Here is a 19,064-nt window from a genome sequence, read left to right on the forward strand (position 1 = left end):
ATGGATTTAACCGAAGTACGCCTGGCCATCGACGGCATCGACCGGCAACTAATCGGCCTGCTTGCCCGCAGACAGGTTTTGGTGGAGCAGGCAGGCCGTCTGAAACCGAAAAACGACGCCCGCGCCGTGGCTGCGCCCGAACGGGTGGCGCAGGTGATCCGCACCCGTCGCGAACAGGCCGTTGCGGCAGGTTTGTCGCCCGATGTCGCCGAAGCCGTTTGGCGCGCCATGATCGAGGCTTTTATCCGCTTGGAAACCGAAATCAACCGCGATGCCTGAAACCTCTCTGCGCACCAACCTGCGCCTGTTTTTGATTTTTCTTTATCTCGGCTGCACTTCGTTCGGCGGGCCGGCGGCACATTTGGGCTATTTCCGCCGGGCCTTCGTGAGCGAACGCAAGTGGTTCACCGAGCAGCAATACGCCGATTTAATCGCCTTATGCCAATTTATGCCCGGCCCGGCCAGCAGCCAGGTCGGTTTGTCGGTCGGCCTGCTGCGCGGCGGTTACGCCGGTGCACTGGCGGCATGGTTGGGGTTTACCCTGCCTTCCGCCTGCCTGATGGTTTTATTCGCACTCGGTTTGGCGCAATGGAAGGGCAACGTATTAAACGGGGCGGTGTACGGCCTCAAAATTGCGGCGGTGGCGGTGGTGGCGCAGGCAGTGTGGCAGATGGGCAGGCAGTTTTGCCGTCATGCGGCAGGCTGGATACTGATGTTTGCCGCTTGCGCGGTTACGCTGTTGTTTCACGGCATCGCCCCGCAAATTATGGTGATGCTGGCGGCCGCGGCGGCAGGTGCGGTGTGGATGGATAAAGATGCGGCTGCCGCAAACCGTGATGCGTTGCCCAACGTGCCGGGGCGTAAGGCCGGCCTGGCTTGGCTCGCGCTGTTTGCCGCCCTGTTTGCGGTGCTGCCGTGGCTGGCGGCAGGCAGCCCCGCAGGTTTGGCAGCGCTGGCCGACGCGCTCTACCGCACCGGCGCACTGGTATTCGGCGGCGGCCATGTGGTGCTGCCCGTGTTGCAGGCGCAAACCGTTCCGCTCTGGCTCGACAACCACACTTTTCTGGCCGGATACGGTGCGGCGCAGGCCGTGCCCGGCCCGCTGTTTACGCTGGCGGCGTTTCTCGGCGCGGCGGCAAACCCACAACAGGCCTGGTTATGGGGCGCGGTTGCCACCGCCGCCGTGTTTCTGCCTTCGTTTTTAATGGTGTTCGGCCTGCTGCCGTTTTGGTCGGATATCGCCCGCCGCCCGCACGCCCGTGCCATGTTGGCCGGCATCAATGCCGCAGTGGTCGGCATTCTGCTGGCGGCTTTATACCGCCCCGTGTTTACCGATGCCGTGCACCAGTGGTCTGACGCTGTATTTGCAATCACAGTATTTGCTATACTGATGTCCGGCAAAGTGCCTGCTTGGCTGCTGGCATTTGCGGCTGCGGCACTCGGCGCGGCTTTTGCTTTGCTTTAAAATCATGTTTTTCAGACGGCCTCGAGAAAGGAACCACCATGCCGCACCTGATTGTAGAATACAGCAACAACCTCAACTTGACCGCGCAGCCCCTTTTGCACACCCTCCACGGCGTGCTGTTGGCCAGCGGCCAATTTGAAGAAGACCACATCAAAGTGCGCGCCCGCCGATATGATGATTATCTCACCGGCGGATCGGCGGCCGAAGGCTTCGTCCACCTTACCCTGTTTCTGCTCGACGGCCGCAGCGAAGCGGTGAAGCACGCGCTCGGCCAAGCCTTGGGTGATGCCGTGCGGCAGGCTTTGGGCGGTAAAACGGGCATACAGATCACCGTTGATACGCGCGATATGATCCGCGTCACTTATGCAAAAATCAAAATCTAACCTAAAATGCGTTTCAAACGGCAAAGGCCGTCTGAAAAAAGGAATCCATCGATGAAAACCAGCGCAAGAAACCAATTTACCGGCACCGTTAAAGCCATCAAACAAGACACGGTGAACAGCGAAGTAACCATCGCCCTGCCCGGCGGGCAGGAACTGGTGGCCGCCATCACCCGCGACAGCTGCGACAACCTGAATCTGGCGGCAGGCAGCCCCGTAATCGCCTTGATTAAATCCACCCACATCGTTATCGCCACCGATTTGGACCACATCAAACTTTCCGCCCGCAACCAATTAAACGGCATCATCAGCGACATCGAACGCGGTGCGGTGAACTCGGTAGTAGCGCTTGATGTCGGCGGCGGCACGCTGATAACGGCGGGCATCACCATGCAGAGCACCGAGCAGCTTGATCTGCGCCCCGGCCAAAAAGCAACCGCAATATTCAAAGCCGGCAGCGTGATTTTGGGCGTATTGGCCTGAATATAGTCAGACTACTTACTTAGTAACGGTTCTGTCATACTCGGGCTTGACCCGGGTATCTTTTATTGCTTTGAAACAAAAAGATACTCGGGCCAAGCCCGAGTATGACGCATGTACTTTTATTAAGTTGATTAACTAAGGCCGTCTGAAAACACGCTACACCATGCCGATGCCCGACACTTCCCGCGCCATTTTGGCGGCGGCGTTATCGGTCATACCGCCGACGAAATCGAGAATCTTCATATAGGCTTCATACAGGCTGTCGTCGCGGGTAACGGGGTCGCCGTTTTTCAGCAGTTCCAATGCGAGCGACTGGCGCGCGCTTACCTGCCCCTGCGTAATCAGCGCATAAGCGGCGGGCACGAGCAGGTCGAGAATAGAACCCAAACAGGGGAAGGCAGCGATTTCGGTCATCAGCTTGCTTTGGTGGCGGAAAATGCGCGTGCGCGCCAGCTCTTTGGCTTTTTCGAGCGTATTCTGCACTTCGGGGCTGCACAGGGCGAGCAAATCCCTGCCTTGGAAACGGTTGGACAGCAAATCCTGCTGGTGCGTCATAAAGGTTTGCGCCACGTCTTCAATCGCCCGCCCGATGGCCATGCCGCGCAGCATGGCGCAGCGTTGCAGGCTGCTTTGCGCCTGCCATGCGCCGGCGGTTTCGGTGAAGGTGAGTTCGGCCAAAATGCTTTCCACTTCGGCATCGCCGAGCAGGCCGATTTCGACCGCGTCTTCCAAATCAAGCAAGGCATAGCAGATGTCGTCGGCGGCTTCCATCAGGTAAGACAGCGGATGGCGCGCCCAGCGGTCGCCGCCCTGCCCGATTAATCCCAATTCGTCGGCCACGCGGCGGATAAACGGCAGTTCGGTTTGGTAGATATTGAATTTTTTGCGGCCGTTGGGATCGAGCGTGGTCCACGGGTATTTCAGCAGTGCGCCGATGGTGGCCGCCGTCAGCCGCATACCGCCTTTGCCGCGATACATTTCCAAACTCGCCAGAATGCGCAGGCTGTGGGCGTTGCCCTCATAAGTTTGCACATCGTTGCGTTCGGCTTTGCTCAAAGTGTCGAGATAACGGCTGTGGGCGGGGTGGCGGAACCAGTCGCGCAGCGCGTCTTCGCCGGTGTGGCCGAACGGCGGATTACCCAAATCATGCGCCAAACACGCCACCTGCACCACCGCGCCGATGTCGCCCGGGGTGTTGCCCTGCGGCAGAAAACCGCCGGCCTGCAACATCACGCCGACGCGGTTGCCCAAGCTGCGGCCCACGCTCGCCACTTCTACGCTGTGGGTGAGGCGGTTGTGGGTGTGGTCGTGTTCGGCAAACGGATGCACCTGCGTTTTGCGCCCCAAACGGCGGAATGCGCCCGAAAACACCACGCGGTCGTAGTCGATATGAAAATCGGTGCGCAGCGCGTCGGCACCTTCTTGGGTAGAGGGCGTAACCGTGGGCACGATTCCGCCGTCTTTCAAACGGAAGCGCTGGGTGGAAAGCAGTTGCTGCCAGTTCATTTTTTGCATAAGCCATCGAGCCTTTGTTGTCAGAAGGCCGTCTGAAAGTTTTCAGACGGCCTGTATGGTTATTTTATTTGCCACGCATCAATTCAAAAAATTCGTTGTTGTCTTTGGAATCTTTGAGCTTGCCCACCAAAAACTCGGTGGCTTCGATTTCGTCCATCGGATGCAGGAACTTGCGCAACAGCCACATACGCTGGAGCTGGTCGTTGGGCACCAGCAGCTCTTCGCGGCGCGTGCCGGATTTGTTGATGTTGATGGCGGGGAACACGCGTTTTTCGGCGATGCGGCGGTCGAGGTTAAGCTCCATATTGCCCGTGCCTTTGAATTCTTCAAAAATCACGTCGTCCATGCGGCTGCCGGTGTCCACCAGTGCGGTGGCGATGATGGTGAGCGAACCGCCCTCTTCCACATTGCGCGCCGCGCCGAAAAAGCGTTTCGGGCGGTGCAGCGCGTTGGCGTCCACGCCGCCGGTGAGGATTTTGCCAGAGGCCGGCACCACGGTGTTGTAAGCACGCGCCAGGCGGGTGATGGAATCGAGCAGAATCACCACGTCTTTCTTGTGCTCGACCATACGCTTGGCCTTCTCAATCACCATTTCGGCCACCTGCACATGGCGCTGCGCCGGTTCGTCGAAGGTGGAAGCCACCACTTCGCCGCGCACGCTGCGCGACATTTCGGTTACTTCTTCGGGGCGCTCGTCAATCAGCAAAACAATCAGCTCCACCTCGGGATAATTGGCGGTGATGGCGTGGGCGATGTTTTGCAGCATCACGGTTTTACCGGTTTTCGGCGGTGCCACCAACAACGCGCGCTGGCCGAAGCCGATGGGCGAAACCAAATCGATGGCGCGGCTGGTGATGTTTTCTTCGGCCTTGATGTCGCGCTCGAGTTTGAATTGTTTGGTGGGAAAAAGCGGAGTGAGGTTTTCAAACAGGATTTTGTGTTTGCACGCTTCGGGGTTGTCGCCGTTGATGCTGTCCAAACGCACCAGCGCAAAATAGCGCTCGTTGTCTTTCGGCACGCGCACGCTGCCTTCGATGGTGTCGCCGGTGTGCAGGTTGAAACGGCGGATTTGGCTGGGCGACACATAAATATCGTCGGGCCCGGCCAGATAGGAAGTGTCGGCGCTGCGCAAAAAGCCGAAACCGTCGGGCAGGATTTCGAGCGTGCCCGAGCAGGTAAACGATTCGCCCTGTTTCATCATTTGGCGCACAATGGCAAAAACCAGGTCTTGTTTGCGGAAGCGGTTGGCATTTTCAATGCCGTGCTGCTCGGCCATTTCCACCAGTTGGGAAATGTGTTGGGTTTGTAGTTCGGAAACGTGCATAAATAATAGAATAGTGTATTAAGTGGATTGGTAAGAACGGAAATCAGGCAGGCGGCGGCATGCCGTCTGAATGCTAAAGATATTTTAGGGATTCGATTGCCGATGCGGCAGAAAGAATGACAAGGTGTTTGTCGGAGTTGAATTTTAGGGAGTTAACCCGGCGGTGTCAAATGGATTTATGCGCTTTGTGTTCAAGCGGCCGCCCTGCCCGTTCAAAATCCGTTTTAGGCCGTCTGAAAAAGCTTTCAGACGGCCTCATGCTTATTTCTGCCAGGTATCTTTCAAACCCACGGTGCGGTTGAATACCGGCGCATCCGGCCTATGGTCGCGGCGGTCGGTAACGAAATAGCCCAAGCGCTCGAACTGCCAGCGGCTTTCGGCGGGCAGGTTGCCGGCGGCGGCTTCGGCGTAGGCGGTGATTTCTTTCGCCGATTCGGGGTTGAGAAAATCGGTAAACGGCAGGTAGGCGCCGTCTTCGCCGCGCACGGCGTCGGGGCGTTCGACGGTGAACAGGCGGTCGTAAAGGCGCACCTTGATTTCGGCGGCGTGTTCGGCGGAAACCCAATGGATCACGCCTTTCACTTTGCGGCCTTCGGGCTTTTTACCCAAGGTGTCGTGGTCAATGCTGCATTTGAGTTCGACGATGTTGCCGTTGCCGTCTTTCACCACTTCGTCGCACTTAATCACATAGCTGTAACGCAGACGCACTTCGCCGCCCAAAGTCAAACGCTGCCAGCCGGCGGGCGGGTTTTCGCTGAAATCGTCGGCTTCGATATAGATGGTCGGCGCAATCGGTACTTCGCGCTCGCCCATTTCTTCGTGATGCGGGTGGAACGGTGCGCTGCGGCTTTGGGTGAGGCCGTCTGAAAAATTGGTGAGTGTTACTTTAATCGGGTTCAGCACGGCCATCAGGCGCGGGGCGGAATTTTCCAGCTCTTCGCGGATTGCGCCTTCAAGCACGCTCATATCGACCACGTTTTCCGATTTGGAAATGCCCGCGCGCTTGGCAAACAGGCGCAACCCTTCGGGCGTGTAGCCGCGGCGGCGCATACCGGAAATGGTGGGCATGCGCGGATCGTCCCAGCCGGAAACATGGCCTTCGCTCACCAGTTGGTTGAGTTTGCGTTTGGAAGTAATGGAATACAGCAGTTCCAAGCGTGAAAATTCGTATTGGCGCGGACGGGTCGGGTGCGGCGCGGGGATGTTGTCGAGCACCCAGTCGTAGAGCGGCCGGTGGGCTTCGAATTCGAGCGTGCACAGCGAATGGGTGATGCCTTCGATGGCGTCGGAAATGCAGTGCGTGTAGTCGTACATCGGGTAGATGCACCATTTGTCGCCGGTGTTGTGGTGGTGGGCGCGGCGGATGCGGTAAATCACAGGGTCGCGCATATTCACGTTGCCCGAGGTCATGTCGATTTTCAAGCGCAGGGTTTTGCTGCCGTCGGGGAAGGCGCCGTCACGCATTTTGTAGAACAAATCGAGGTTTTCTTCGACGCTACGGTCGCGGTAGGGGCTGTTTTTGCCCGGCTCGGTGAGCGTGCCGCGGTATTCGCGCATTTCTTCGGCAGTCAAATCATCGACATAGGCTTTGCCGTCTTTAATCAGGCCGACGGCGTAATCGAAGAGTTGGTCGAAATAGTCGGAGGCATAGCGCGGCTCACCGTCCCACTCAAACCCCAGCCAGTGAACGTCTTCTTTAATCGAATCAACGTATTCCTGATTTTCTTTTTCGGGGTTGGTGTCGTCGAAACGCAGGTTGCACAGGCCGTCGTAAACATAGGCCAACCCGAAGTTCAGGCAGATGGATTTGGCGTGGCCGATGTGCAGGTAGCCGTTCGGCTCGGGCGGAAAGCGGGTGTGGATGGCTTCGTGTTTGCCGCTTTGCAAATCGTCTTCGATAATGGTGCGGATAAAGTGGTTGTCGGCGAATTGGTCTTTGTTCATCATGGTGTCGTGCTTTACGGGGGAGGCGGCCGGATAATCACAAGGCCGTCTGAAAATAATGCGTTGGCAAAGGTGTGATTGTACCTTATTTCGGCATTATTTTCAGACGGCCTTGCGTGCCGGCATATGGCGGCGCATTTATGCCGAAACATACGGTTTGGTTTCGGCCAAACAAGCATGGGCGCGGTTCATTTCTGCCGCCCAACCGTCGAGGCCGGCGGCGGCGATTGCGGTTTCCGCTTCGGTTAAGTTGTTGCGGAACAATAAAAAATCCACCGTACACGCAGCATAAAGGGTGCCGATGTTCAAAGCCGTGCCGTAGGATTGCACCCGCTCGGCCAGCAGTTTGAGCGCGCTTTCGTTGCGCGCTTTAATTTGCGCGTGGCGCGCCGTCCACCATTCGTTTTCGGGGCGCAGCATTTTTTCGGCAATCATCGCCACGGTGTTTTCCAAAATGCCTTCGGCAAGCGCGTGCAGGTTTAACACTTCCCAGCGGTTGTTATCTTGCGGATACAGTTTCTGCCCCTGCCCCAGCGTGTCGAGATATTCGGCGATCACGTTGCTGTTGAGCAGCCATTCGCCGCCGTCGGTTTGCAGCACGGGAATGCGGCCGAGCGGGTTGTTTTGATTGTGCGGCGAGGCGGCGTCGAACGACGAGGTTACTTTCAGCAGCTCAATTTGCCCGCCCAAATCATGGTGTGCGGCCACGGCGCGTACTTTGCGTACATAGGGGCTGGTGGTGGAATACCAAAGTTTCATTTTGCTTCCTTTCTGCAGTAGTCGGGAACGTTTATTTCGATATGCAAATCAAAAAGGCCGTCTGAAGAACAATATAAAGTTTTCAGACGGCCTTTGCATTATTTTCCGTTATCGGCAATCAGGCATTTCACGCCCGCTTCTTCCAGCCGTTTGCACATCGCTTCGTCCGGCTCGCGGTCGGTGAATACGGCGTCGAATTCGCCGATGCTGCCCATGCGCACCAAAGCATTGCGCCCGAATTTGCTGTGGTCCACGCCCAAATAGCGCATCCGGGCGTTTTCCATCATGGCCTGCATCACGCTCACTTCTTTATAGTCGAAATCGAGCAGCGAACTGTCGGCATCAACGCCCGATGCGCTCAACACGGCGTAGTCGGTTTTAAACTGGTTGATGAAATCCACCGTGGCCACGCCGGTTACGCCGCCGTCTATCGGGCGAACCACGCCGGAAGTGATAATCACGGTGTAGTCGCTGCGCCCCGACACGATGGCGGCCACATGGATATTGTTGGTGATGATGCACAAGCCTTTGCGTTTTTTCACCAACGCCATCGCCACGGCTTCGATGGTGGAGCCTATGCTCAAAAACAGTGAAGCGTTGTCGGGAATATGCTCGGCAATCAAATCGGCGATATGGGCTTTTTCGCTTTGCAGTTTGGCTTTTTGGGTGTTGAAATCTTCGTTTTCTAGGCTGTCGCCCAAAGTGGCGCCGCCATGATAACGCCGCAGCAGGTTTTCTTCGCAAAGCTGGTTGATGTCGCGGCGTATGGTTTGCGGGGTAACGTCGAGTTCGCGGGCAAGCTGTTCGATCGGCATGAAACTGTGTTCGCGCACAAGGGCGATGATTTTTTCGTGTCGTTGGATGCGTGGCGGCATGGTGTGTTCTTTATAATGTTGGAATTCTAAATATCTGTTACCGTTAAAACTTATCCGCCGCATTGTGCCAAATTAAATACACAGCGGCAAGCCGGCACGCCCTAAAAGCGCATACTCGAAAAAACCACCATCAGAAACGGGGCGATAACATTGATAATAAAACCGAAACTGATGGCCAGCGGCACAACCTGCAAACCGCCCGAACTTTGAATCACCGGCAGCGTGAAATCAAGGCTGGTGGCACCGCCCACGCCCACCGCCGCGCTGGGGTGGCGGCGCATCAGCGCGGGAATAAACACCAGCGCGAAAAACTCGCGCGCCAAATCGTTCAGCAGCGCAATGCTGCCCCACACGGGGCCGTAAGCTTCGGTCATCACAATGCCCGACAGCGAATACCAGCCGAAAGCAGACGAAAGCGCCAAACCTTTGCTCCACGACACTTCGGGCATCAATGCGGCAAACAGCAGCCCGCCCAGCAGCGAAGACGCTGTAACCAACAGGCTGGTTTGCACGCCGCGGCGGTTAATCAGCACCTGGCGTAGCGTGATGCCGCTGCCGCGCAACTGTATGCCCACCAGCAACACCAGCAGCATCAGGCAATAAGTACCCGAACTTTCCGGCGGCAGCCAGCCCTCCTGCAAGGCTTCGCCGGCCAAAAAACCCAACACCACGCAGCCCACCTGCTTGATGCTGCCGGCAATGCTCACCCGCGCCTTTTTGCCCCCGCCGGCGGTCTGCCACGGATGGCGGCGGTCGAACCACATCAACACAGCAAGGTTCAGGCCGATAATGCACGCAAACAGCAAAACGGTGGCACCGATGATGGTGTCGATCTGTGCGCCCAGATTTTCCACCTGCGAGAGCGACACGCCGATTAACAGCAAAATGATATACACCAACCAAACCAAAACCTTATCCACCACTTTCATATAAGGTTTCGGCAAACTGATGAAAAAACCGAGAAAAAGCGGCACCAAAATCGAAATCAGGGTAATCAGGCTGTTCATAAATATCCATCGGTTTCAGACGGCCATGCGCTAGGGAATGTAGTCAGAAGGCTTGCAAAGTGGGGTTTTGAAGAAAAAAATCCGCTTCGCAAGGCAAAAAGCACAGCAAGATTGGACATCTTGCGAGCATTTTTAGCTTCGCAAGTCCGCTACGCTACCTAACGCAGCAGATGCGGATTTTAACCAAAAGTACCGCCGCAACGCGATCGACGACACTCCCTAAGGCCGGCACAGCGAATCTATGCAAAAGACGCGATTATAACCGAATCCGCCCCGCCCTCCCCGCCAGTTATCCGCCCCCGGCAAAGCAGATTTCCCGCATCAATCTTGAGAAGCTTGACCTGTATCAAAACCTGATAACCGTTTTCACCTATAATCGCTTCTAAACTGATAACCACAAACCAAACTCACGGGAACGCAAACAATGGAACTCATCAGCGAACTGTTTAAATCGCCTGTCGGCATTTTATCTTTGCTCACCATTGTTTTTGTGATGGTTATCGCCACGGTTTTATTTTTTTGGGTGAAACGCCAAGCAGGCAAAAGCCCCGAAAAGCAGTAGTTTTCATTTTTTATCTCTTTCCTCTTGATGTGTGTGTGTTTGGGTGTGGCTGCGTGCCACCCCTTTTTTTTGCCCTATATTTTCAGACGGTCGGGGCGGCTTGCAAAGATCTCTGCCTAAACAATTTGCAAAGTCTCGAAAATAAAATTTTTGTGATGGTAATTTGAATTTCGCAAAGGTATCAGGCCGTCTGAAAGCAACCCTAACTTTCAGACGGCCTAATCTTTCGCGCCGCTTTTTTATTTTGCACGCTCCGCCCACACCCGCCGCGCCTGTTCGGCCGCCTGCGGGTCGTATTCTTTGGCCAACACATCAAACACGCGCTGCAATTGTTGATCGTTCACGCCCAAGCGTTGGGTGATGCCCAAATGCGAGCGCAGTTGGGCGTCGGCTTTGCCCAGCGCGGCGATGGTGGAAACGGTAACCAGCTCGCGGTTAACGTAATTCAGATTGTCGCGGGCGAACAGGTAGCCGAACAAATGCGCTTTGAGGGCGCGGTCTATGCCTTCGTGATTGGCAATCACGCTGTCGGCGGCGGGCGAACCCAAGGTTTGCAGGGTTTGCCGGCCAAGTGCGTAATAGTCGGTGCTGTCGGGCGGTGTGGCGGCTTTGCCCTGCGGGTCGCGGATGCCGCGCGCCTGCCGCTCTTTGAGCACGGCTTGCAGCGTATTCATGCCGTTGAGCGCGCGCGGAAAACCGGCGTAGGCGGATTGGTGGGTGAAGATTTCCTGAATTTCGTTCACCGTCAGCCCCTGCTCCAAACCGCGTTCGATGGCGGTTTTCAGACGGCCGCTATCGCCTGCGGCAGACAGGGCGGCAATCGGCACGATGGCGAGCTGTTTGGCGGAAAGCGGCGCGGTTTGGCGGTGTTTTGCCATATCGGGCGCGGTGGGCGGCAGTTGCACGCGCTCCAGCCAAACAGGTTTGTTGTCAGCAGCCTGCGGGCTGATGGCAATATGGCTCATGGCGGTGTGTTCACCCGCGCCGTGCCAGTGTTTGACATTGGGCGGACACCACACCACATCGCCTTTTTTGATGATTTGAACCGGTTTGCCCCATTCCTGCGTGCGCCCTTCGCCTTCGGTAACGATTAAATACTGCCCGTGCGAATGGGTGTGCCAATCGGTGATGGCGCCTGCTTCAAACTCTACAATCGCTGAAGCATTTGGACTATTCGGGATTTCAGGCAGTCTGGCAAAGCGCGCTTCGCCTGAAAAATGTTCGCGCGGTGCGTTTTGCCATGAATGTTGCGCGGCCGGCGTGATGATTTGCTCCGCGAAAACAGGCGCATGTGCCAATGACAACGCAATCGCGGTAGAAAATAGCGAAGTTTTGTTCATAATGATGGCTCGTTTTTTATTTCAGGCTGCTTTTCAATACACGATAAAAAATGATTTCTCGTAGGTCGGGCATTTATGCCCGACATGATGACGGTGTATTGTGTCGGGCATAAATGCCCGACCTACAGCTGCGGGGTAACGGTTTGCCCGCCGCCGAGGCGGTGGCGGCACATCAAACCAAGCGGTTAAAACAAAATCCGCCGCATCTTTTTCAGACAGGCATCAAGACAAGGCCGTCTGAAACCATCGGTTTTATTAACTGTTTAGAGATTCCTGCCGAAGAATTGCGTTAATTTCGCGCTGATTTGTTTCACATATTCAGGCTTCCAATAGGTTTCGATATGGCTGGCGCCGTCAATCAAAACCAACTCTTTGTTTTGCGTACCGGTGGCTTTGGCAAAAGCTTGTTCCGTCATATAGCGCGTATCAGCTGCCGAACCTGCAATCATCAACAACGGTTGGTCAATCAATTCGGCTTGGTCGGTTGCGTCCCATGTCATCAAATCCAAAAGACTGCTGGTGGTGTAGCGCGGCGTTGAATTGGGGTGGAAATGGGTTTTGCCATAATATTCAAAACCTTCGCGATACAAACCTGCGGGCATTTTGGCGATTTCTTCATCGGTGATTTTGGTTAAATCGGCATTGGCACTGTATTGCACATCGCCTTTGCTTTCCAAACTACGCGCTTCGGATGCCTGTTTCAAACGCTCTTGAATGGTCGCAACCGCGCTGTCATTCATGCCGTTACGGCGGATTAAACCCGTATTGAACAGGCTCACTGTTGCCACGCTTTTAATGCGTTTGTCGCTTTGCGCGGTGGCAAAAGTGTAACCGCCGCCGCCGCAAATGCCCAATGCGCCGATACGCTTGGTATCTACGCCTTTGAATTGGCTAATAAAATCCACCATGCCGTGAACATCGTTAATGCGATTAAACGGTTTGTCTGTTTGGCGAGGCTCGCCGCCGCTCGCACCTTGATAAGCCGCATCGGCGGCAATCGTAATATAGCCTTGCTCGGCCAGTTTTTGCGCATACAAACCCGCCACCTGCTCTTTCACGCCGCCGTTGGGGTGGGCGACCACAATCGCAGGATACTGTTTATTCGGATCGAAATTGGCCGGCGTGTACACATTGGCGGCGATTTTGATACCGTTGACGGTGTAGGAAACGGGGCGGATATTGACCTTGCCCGCTTCGTTTTGGCGGATGGCGCCGTCGTACACCAAGGTAAACGGGTTGTTGCGGTAATCGGCGGCGGCCACGCTGCCTGAAACGCCCGCAAGGGCGGCGGCAAAAACGAAAGATGAAGACAATTTGGCGAAATTCATGATGGGGTTTCCTACGGTTGTAAAAAAGATAGGGTCATTCTAGCCCCCTGTTCGTTCTGATACAATGAACGATTAAGGAATGCAACATTCCAAAAACAGGAATGATAATGTTAAATAAATTGGAAGCGCTACGCCATTTCTGCGTCGCCGCCGAAACGCTGAATTTCCGCGAAACAGCCATGCGCTTATCGGTTTCGCCGCAAGTGGTGTCGCGCATGATTGCCGAATTGGAAAGCGCCGTCGGCGAAGTGCTGTTCAAACGCAATTCGCGCACCATCCGTTTAACGGCGTTTGGCGAACAGTTTCTGCCGCGGGCGAAACAATTGCTGGAAGATGCCGAGCTGCTGTTTACCGACCATGCCCGCAACGACGGCCATTTGGCGGGCGTGGTGCGCATCACCCTGCCGAGGCTGCCTTTTTACGCGGAAATTTTGGGCGAACTCTGCCAACAATTGCGCGATTATCCCGACATCGTGCTGGAATGGTATGCCGACAGCGCGCGCCTAAAGCTCACGGAACACCAGATTGACATGGGCGTGCGCGTCGGCCTCTCGCCCGAACCCGATTGGGTGGTGCGCCCGATTACCGAAATGCGCCAGCGCATCGTTGCCGCGCCCGAATTGGCCGCACGCTGTGGGCTACCTGAAAATCTGGAAGATTTGCAGCGGCGCTATCCTTTGAGCAGCCAAATCAATCAGGAAACCGGCCGCCCTTGGGGCTGGTATTTCAACGAGCAGCAAAACTTCATCCCCCGCCGCCCCGCCTTGGCCGCCACCGACGGTTACAGCGAGCTGGCCGCCGCCTTATCGGGCAGGGTGTGCGCGTTTATTTTAGACGGCATCTGCCAGAGCGAATTAACCGCCGGCAAGCTGATCGAGCTGCTGCCCGACATTCCCCGCCAAACTTGGCAACTGTATCTTTACCGCCCCTACCACAGCATCACGCCGCAACGGGTGTTGCTGGTGTTCGATTTATTAACACAGATATTGCAGCGCTATTTTCCGGCGGTTAAAAACAAAATGCCTGTCTGAAAAAGGCCGTCTGAAAAACATATTTTTTGCGTTTTTCAGGCGGCCTTTAATAGTGGATTGAATTAGTTTTCGATACAAGGCAGCAATGTCATAAATTAATCCGCTACAAAACTTAAAACACCGCATTCGGATTAAGCAGCTTCATCAGTTCCCTGTCGTGGTGTTGTTTGACTTCGCTTTGGTTGTCGAAAATCATGGTTGCGCCGTTTTGCGGCGTATAAGCCGGCCATTTTGGCAAGCCTCGGGCGTTGGGGTTGCTGGTTTTGGCAAAATTGCCCCATGCGCGGCTCATTTTTTCCGCCAAGGCGTAAGCTTCGCGCGTGCCACCGGTGGCTTTTTGCGCTTTGCCGATATTGTTCATCACAAAGGCGATTTCGGCAGTATGGTAACTCATCGGAATGCCGTCCATTACGGGCGTGTCCCATGCAAACAGATACTGATAAACTGGGGCTTTTCGTGCATGAATGTTGGACATTTGAATGGTGGGAACACGAAACGAAGCGGCGGCGTACAACACGTCGGCAACGGGGCGGTTTGGGTAGGCCTGTCTGAAAGCCTGTACTACTGCTTCTTTTTGACGACCGAAACGTTCGTTCAGTTTGGTTTGCAGCTGTTCGTCCGTCCAAGTGTTTTTGTTGTCGTTCAAAGATTTGGCAAAATCGACTTGCAGCGGAAAACTTGTCCATTCGGCAAAATTATTGCCGATGAGCAGCGGAATGCCACCTGACAAGTCGCTGTCTTTAGGGTGCTGGGGAACGATGTTGCCGTCTTGAATCGGCCGCCAAGACAAAGCCACTTGACTTGGGTTTAAAGGATTTCTGAAATCAAACTCTTGGGCGACTTGGGCAAGTGCTTGATTGCCGGCTTCCAAGATTTGCTCGAACGGCAGATCGTTTAATTTGTCCAACTTATTATTTTGAATGCCCAGATTTTTTAAGGTCAGCTCGGTTACGTGGCGGCTGATTTCGGGCTTCAGCAACTGTATCATATCGTCGCCCACCAAAGCGCTTTGCACAATGGCTTTATGGAACAAGCCTTTGGCCGACGGTGTGCCCATCAGGGTCATCACTTTCGCTCCGCCGCCGGACTCGCCGAAAATAGTGACATTGTTCGGATCGCCGCCGAACTGGTCGATATGTTGTTGAATCCATTCAAGCGATGCCACCAAATCCTGCACACCCAAATTAACCGACTGGGCGTATTTCCCACCCAAATGCGATAAATCCAGATAACCCATGGCGTTCAAACGGTGGTTGACCGACACTACCACTACATCCTGACTTTTGGCCAGATTCGCGCCGTCATAAGCATCCGATTCTAAAGATGATCCCGCCATAAAACCACCACCGTGCAGCCACACCATCACGGGTCGTTTTTGCTTATCGGGGCTTGTTTTTTGCGTGGCAGGTGTCCAGATGTTTAGATTCAAACAATCATCGCTTTGAGTGAATTTACCGCCTGAAAACAAAAAAGTATCCATCGGGTTGACATTGCCCTGCGGACAGATGTTGCCGTTTCTTAACGCCAGCTGGTTTTGCGGGCTTTGCAAAACGGGCGGCATAAAACGCTCGGCCTTGGCATAAGGCACGCCTTTGTAAACCATCACGCCATCTTGGATAAAACCTTGGATTTGGGCATTTTGTACGGTGGCCACGGCAATGTTTTTGCCTGCCTGAACACCGATTAGCCCGGCCTTGTCATCGGACATGGAGGTGCACGCAGATAAGGCAAGGGCAAGGGGCAGTATGATGGCTTTAAATTTCATGTATTTTTCTCCGATTGATTGGGTAAGCGATTTTTAAACAATCTTAGCGGTCAAAACCATTTTCAGACAACCATTTTGCCATTTCTTCGGCCACTTGTTGGTTGTTCAAATCGCTGAACGGAAAATGGGTGTTGCCTTTGATGCCCACTTTGGGCAGGTGCACCAGCGTGGCTTTGCCGCCGTGTTTGTTGACGGTGTTTACCCAGTCCTGCGCCAGTTTCATGCGCATATACCATTGGTCGCCGCCTTGGGTGCCGTTTGGCGCGTCGGGGATAAAGTCGCCGAAGTAGATCACAATCGGGATTTGCGTGAGGCGGCGGAAGGTGTCGGCGTCGGTTTTCATCGGGGCGATGTTGCCGAAGCGGTTTTCCATCACCGGCGGCACTTCGCCTTCGGGGAAGGGGAAGTTGCCCGGCTCGTAGGCCACCACGGCTTTGACGTTGGGGTTTTGGCCGGCAATCAGCCAGCCGAACGCGCCGCCGGCGGAGTGGGTAACCAGAATGCCGCCGCCGATTTTATCGAACAGCGCGCCCATGCTGCCGGTGATCGCGGCGGCATCGGTGGGGCCGGTGTCGGGGGTGATGGTGCGGAAGAATTGTTGCAGCGCGGCTTGATCTTGCGGAAACGCTACACCTTGGTTGAAGTTCGGGTAGCTGCCGATGCGGAACTGGGCGAACCAGAATTGGTCGTCGGGGGTGGCTTTGATTTCAGAACCAACTGTGCTGCGACCGGCTTGCCCGCGGCGCGGCTGGTCAACCAGATACACGGGGTAGCGTTTGCGCAGGAAGATGTTTTGGAAGCCTTCGCGGCCGTCGGGCGTGGTCTGCCAAGCGCGCATGGAGCCGCCGTAGCCGTGCAGGAACACCAGCGGCAGGCTGCGGGCGCGTTCGGGGATTTGGTAGAACACGGCGGCATGGTCGCCGTGCAGGGTTTGGCCGCCGGCTTGGGTGGATGCCTGATAGACGTTCCAGAAGTCGTTGTTGTTGCCTTTTAAGGCGGCGGGGTTGGCGTCGTAGCGGCCTTCGCTGGTTTTTACGGTGCCGCCGACGGCAAAGCTGCCTTGTTCGGCCAGCGTGAGGCGGCCGTTGCCGCTTTGGGCGCAAGCGCCCAGCGCGAGGGATAAGGTGGTAAGCAATAAGGTTTTTTTCATGGATTTTCTTCCTTTGCAGGTTGTTCAGACGGCCTAAACTGCGGTTTTATTGTCCGCCGTATTTGTAAAACGCGGTTGCGCCGCCGTCGATGAGAATGTCGCTGCCGGTGATGTAGCCGCCGTTGTGGCTGAACAGTAATTCCGCCAAGGCGGCGATTTCGTCGGGCGTGCCGCCGCGTCCGGCGGGGGATTTGGCCAGCATGTCGCGGTAAAACGCGCCGCGCTCGGGGCTGGTGAGTTCGTCATAGGCCAATGGCGTAAACACAATGCCGGCGCTGATGCAGTTGATGCGCGCGCCGCGTTTGCCCCAACGCACGGCTTCGGCCTGCACGCGCAGGGCATTGCCGCGCTTGGCGATTTGGTAGGCGCGCAAGCTGTCGTCAATAGCGCGCACAAAGGGCAGATTCAATAACTCTTCGGCAGGCAGCAAGGCCAAATCATCGGCCTGCTGTTGCGTGAGTTCGTCAATCTTCAAACGGTGGGAAGATTGCGAACCAATCACAACGGCGGCGCCTTGCGGCGCGATGATGTTGCCGAAATACTCGAACACCAGCGCCGCGCCATACAAATCCACACGCAAAATATCTTGCGGGGCGGCTTGCGAAGGCGACAGCCCCGCCGTATGCACCACGCCCGCCACTTCGCCCAAGGCTTGGGCGGTTTGCGCCAAGGCGGCCACCGATTCGCGCTCGGCCACATTCACTGCGGCGGTGCTGCATTCAAAACCCGCTTCGCGCAAGGTTCTGGCGGCCTGTTCGGCAGTTTCCGGCCTGATGTCGGCCAGCAGGATATGTTTGCCGATGCTGATGCGGCGGGCAATGGCTTGCGCAATCGCACCGCTGCCGATAATAACGTTAACGGGTTTCATGGCGCTCTCCTAACGGTATTGAGACGGTCAGCCGATGATGCGGGTTTCGCTGATCATGAAATTGGCGATGCGTCGGCTGATCAGCCATTTGCCGCCTTGCTTGATGTAAGTGTCCTGATAGCGCACGCTGTGGTCTTGCAAAACCTGCTTGCCGTCTTGCTCGCCCACCAGTTTCACGGCGCAATAGTTGATGGCCTCGGCCTCGGTTTCGCTGCGGAAGGTTACGGTGTGTTGGCCGTTGAGGTGGTAAACACTGTGAAACTGCGCCAGAAAGCTGCTGAACACCTGTTCGATTTCCGCCGTGCCCTTGGCTTCGGCAAACAGTTTGCCGCCGATATAGGTGTTGACTTGGGCATCGGGGGTGAACAAGGCCATTTGCTCGGCCACGCGTTTTTCGTCGGCCAGATTGGAGAAAGTGTCCACCAAGTCTTTCAGGGCTTGGCGTTCGGCTTGCTGGTTCGGGATGGTCATATCGGTTTCCTTGGTCGGATAAAGGGTTGGTGCAGGACGGTTTTCAGACGGCCTGCATTATCTTATTTGCGGCGCGCTTCCACACCTGAAAATTTCAATACCGCTTCAGGCAGCCTGAAACCTTGCACTTGAATTTTTTCCAATTCCCTGCGGAACTGCGCCCATTCGTTTGCATTGAGTTTCACATCGTCCGCGCCCAGATTATCCAATAAATGGCGGGTTTTGGTGGTGCCCGGAATCGGCACCACAAACGGTGCCTGCGCCTGCAACCATGCCAGAGCGAATTGCGCCGGCGTGCAGGTGTGGCGTTTCGCCCAAGTTTGCAACAAGCGGATAACCCGCACATTGCTGCCCTTTAACGGCGGCGGTCAGTCTGATTTTATTCAGCACGATGCCCGTTGCGCCGATGATGCGGGCGGAAGTTTCCTGAAGTTCTCTGTTTTTCAAAACAATCAACTGATTACGCAAGGCATCCAGTTCCTGCTGTTTATCCAGCGTGGCGCCCATATGGACGAATACCGCGGCATCGTCTATCAGCGCGGCGGCGGCATCGGTATCGCCTGCAAGCAGGCATTGCCAGAGCTGTTGCGAGGCGGCGGCGGGGGTGGTTGAGGCGGTCATTTCCGATTTCTGTATTGTGTGCAAACGGAACCATCATACCCAATTTGTTTGCTGTTGATTAGCCGGAAAAAAGTGCATAACCTTGTGAAATTTTTTCAATAATCCGCATACGGCAGGCAAAGCGTTTTTTCAGACAGGCATTACCGTTCGGATTCCTGCACGCTACATCATCGGGT

Annotated in this window: 19 protein-coding genes and 1 pseudogene; 6 read left to right on the plus strand and 14 right to left on the minus strand. The window is 55.5% G+C overall.

Features of this window, described 5'->3' with window-relative positions; all coding sequences use genetic code 11:
* The 4 genes from NQ012_RS03075 to NQ012_RS03090 are packed head-to-tail and all read left to right on the plus strand — an operon-like array spanning nt 1 to nt 2,328.
* Nucleotides 1–279, plus strand: coding sequence for a chorismate mutase (locus NQ012_RS03075; RefSeq protein WP_257066088.1), 279 nt, complete (start codon nt 1–3; stop codon nt 277–279).
* Nucleotides 272–1,465: a chromate efflux transporter gene (chrA, locus tag NQ012_RS03080; protein WP_257066089.1), complete on the plus strand. Its 1,194-nt coding sequence runs from the start codon at nt 272–274 to the stop codon at nt 1,463–1,465. Before NQ012_RS03075 ends, chrA begins: the two co-directional genes overlap by 8 nt.
* Before the next feature lie 38 nt (nt 1,466–1,503).
* Nucleotides 1,504–1,848 carry a 5-carboxymethyl-2-hydroxymuconate Delta-isomerase gene (locus NQ012_RS03085; RefSeq protein ID WP_257066090.1) on the plus strand — a complete coding sequence of 115 codons (345 nt, stop codon included), beginning with the start codon at nt 1,504–1,506 and terminating at the stop codon, nt 1,846–1,848.
* A gap of 51 nt (nt 1,849–1,899) precedes the next feature.
* Nucleotides 1,900–2,328, plus strand: coding sequence for a TOBE domain-containing protein (locus NQ012_RS03090; RefSeq protein WP_257066091.1), 429 nt, complete (start codon nt 1,900–1,902; stop codon nt 2,326–2,328).
* Nucleotides 2,329–2,484: 156 nt separating this feature from the next.
* Here the strand turns inward: NQ012_RS03090 and NQ012_RS03095 are convergent, their stop codons facing one another.
* From NQ012_RS03095 to NQ012_RS03120, 6 genes are all read right to left on the minus strand, one after another.
* A complete protein-coding gene (locus NQ012_RS03095) occupies nt 2,485–3,834 on the minus strand; it encodes a deoxyguanosinetriphosphate triphosphohydrolase (protein WP_257066208.1) in 1,350 nt (449 codons plus the stop codon).
* 73 nt (nt 3,835–3,907) lie between these two features.
* Entirely contained in the window at nt 3,908–5,167 is a 1,260-nt protein-coding gene (gene rho, locus NQ012_RS03100; protein WP_257066092.1) for a transcription termination factor Rho, read from the minus strand.
* 261 nt (nt 5,168–5,428) lie between these two features.
* Nucleotides 5,429–7,114: a glutamine--tRNA ligase/YqeY domain fusion protein gene (locus NQ012_RS03105; RefSeq protein WP_257066093.1), complete on the minus strand. Its 1,686-nt coding sequence runs from the start codon at nt 7,112–7,114 to the stop codon at nt 5,429–5,431.
* Between the two features lie 135 nt (nt 7,115–7,249).
* Nucleotides 7,250–7,870 carry a glutathione S-transferase gene (locus NQ012_RS03110; protein ID WP_257066094.1) on the minus strand — a complete coding sequence of 207 codons (621 nt, stop codon included), beginning with the start codon at nt 7,868–7,870 and terminating at the stop codon, nt 7,250–7,252.
* Between the two features lie 98 nt (nt 7,871–7,968).
* On the minus strand, nt 7,969–8,745 hold the full coding sequence (locus tag NQ012_RS03115) for a DeoR/GlpR family DNA-binding transcription regulator (RefSeq protein ID WP_257066095.1): 777 nt from the start codon (nt 8,743–8,745) through the stop codon (nt 7,969–7,971).
* A 101-nt stretch (nt 8,746–8,846) separates the two neighbouring features.
* Nucleotides 8,847–9,752: a lysine exporter LysO family protein gene (locus NQ012_RS03120; RefSeq protein ID WP_257066096.1), complete on the minus strand. Its 906-nt coding sequence runs from the start codon at nt 9,750–9,752 to the stop codon at nt 8,847–8,849.
* Nucleotides 9,753–10,176: 424 nt separating this feature from the next.
* Here NQ012_RS03120 and NQ012_RS03125 point away from each other — a divergent pair, with 424 nt between their 5' ends.
* Nucleotides 10,177–10,314 carry a DUF3149 domain-containing protein gene (locus tag NQ012_RS03125; protein ID WP_257066097.1) on the plus strand — a complete coding sequence of 46 codons (138 nt, stop codon included), beginning with the start codon at nt 10,177–10,179 and terminating at the stop codon, nt 10,312–10,314.
* Nucleotides 10,315–10,553: 239 nt separating this feature from the next.
* Here NQ012_RS03125 and NQ012_RS03130 read toward each other — a convergent pair whose 3' ends face one another.
* The gene (locus NQ012_RS03130; RefSeq protein ID WP_257066098.1) at nt 10,554–11,654 is read right to left on the minus strand and encodes a cupin domain-containing carboxymuconolactone decarboxylase family protein; all 1,101 of its coding nucleotides are present in this window, start codon (nt 11,652–11,654) and stop codon (nt 10,554–10,556) included.
* A gap of 263 nt (nt 11,655–11,917) precedes the next feature.
* Nucleotides 11,918–12,982: an alpha/beta hydrolase gene (locus NQ012_RS03135; protein ID WP_257066099.1), complete on the minus strand. Its 1,065-nt coding sequence runs from the start codon at nt 12,980–12,982 to the stop codon at nt 11,918–11,920.
* Between the two features lie 107 nt (nt 12,983–13,089).
* Here NQ012_RS03135 and NQ012_RS03140 point away from each other — a divergent pair, with 107 nt between their 5' ends.
* Nucleotides 13,090–14,013: a LysR family transcriptional regulator gene (locus NQ012_RS03140; protein WP_257066101.1), complete on the plus strand. Its 924-nt coding sequence runs from the start codon at nt 13,090–13,092 to the stop codon at nt 14,011–14,013.
* A 112-nt stretch (nt 14,014–14,125) separates the two neighbouring features.
* On the opposite strand, the gene NQ012_RS03145 is transcribed toward NQ012_RS03140, so the two are convergent.
* From NQ012_RS03145 to NQ012_RS13135, 6 genes and pseudogenes are all read right to left on the minus strand, one after another.
* Nucleotides 14,126–15,778, minus strand: a complete 1,653-nt coding sequence (locus NQ012_RS03145; protein WP_257066102.1) for a carboxylesterase/lipase family protein — start codon at nt 15,776–15,778, stop codon at nt 14,126–14,128.
* A gap of 43 nt (nt 15,779–15,821) precedes the next feature.
* Nucleotides 15,822–16,928, minus strand: a complete 1,107-nt coding sequence (locus NQ012_RS03150) for an alpha/beta hydrolase (protein ID WP_257066103.1) — start codon at nt 16,926–16,928, stop codon at nt 15,822–15,824.
* 46 nt (nt 16,929–16,974) lie between these two features.
* The gene (locus tag NQ012_RS03155) at nt 16,975–17,796 is read right to left on the minus strand and encodes an SDR family oxidoreductase (RefSeq protein WP_257066104.1); all 822 of its coding nucleotides are present in this window, start codon (nt 17,794–17,796) and stop codon (nt 16,975–16,977) included.
* A 27-nt stretch (nt 17,797–17,823) separates the two neighbouring features.
* A complete protein-coding gene (locus NQ012_RS03160) occupies nt 17,824–18,267 on the minus strand; it encodes a nuclear transport factor 2 family protein (RefSeq protein ID WP_257066106.1) in 444 nt (147 codons plus the stop codon).
* 62 nt (nt 18,268–18,329) lie between these two features.
* Complete coding sequence (locus NQ012_RS03165) at nt 18,330–18,611, minus strand: aldo/keto reductase (RefSeq protein WP_257066107.1); 282 nt, start codon at nt 18,609–18,611, stop codon at nt 18,330–18,332.
* Between the two features lie 64 nt (nt 18,612–18,675).
* Nucleotides 18,676–18,888: pseudogene (locus tag NQ012_RS13135) on the minus strand (DUF4440 domain-containing protein); the annotation flags it as partial.
* Nucleotides 18,889–19,064 lie beyond the last annotated feature (176 nt).

It is taken from the genome of Neisseria dentiae (assembly GCF_024580525.1).
Taxonomy (GTDB): Bacteria; Pseudomonadota; Gammaproteobacteria; order Burkholderiales; family Neisseriaceae; genus Neisseria; species Neisseria dentiae_A.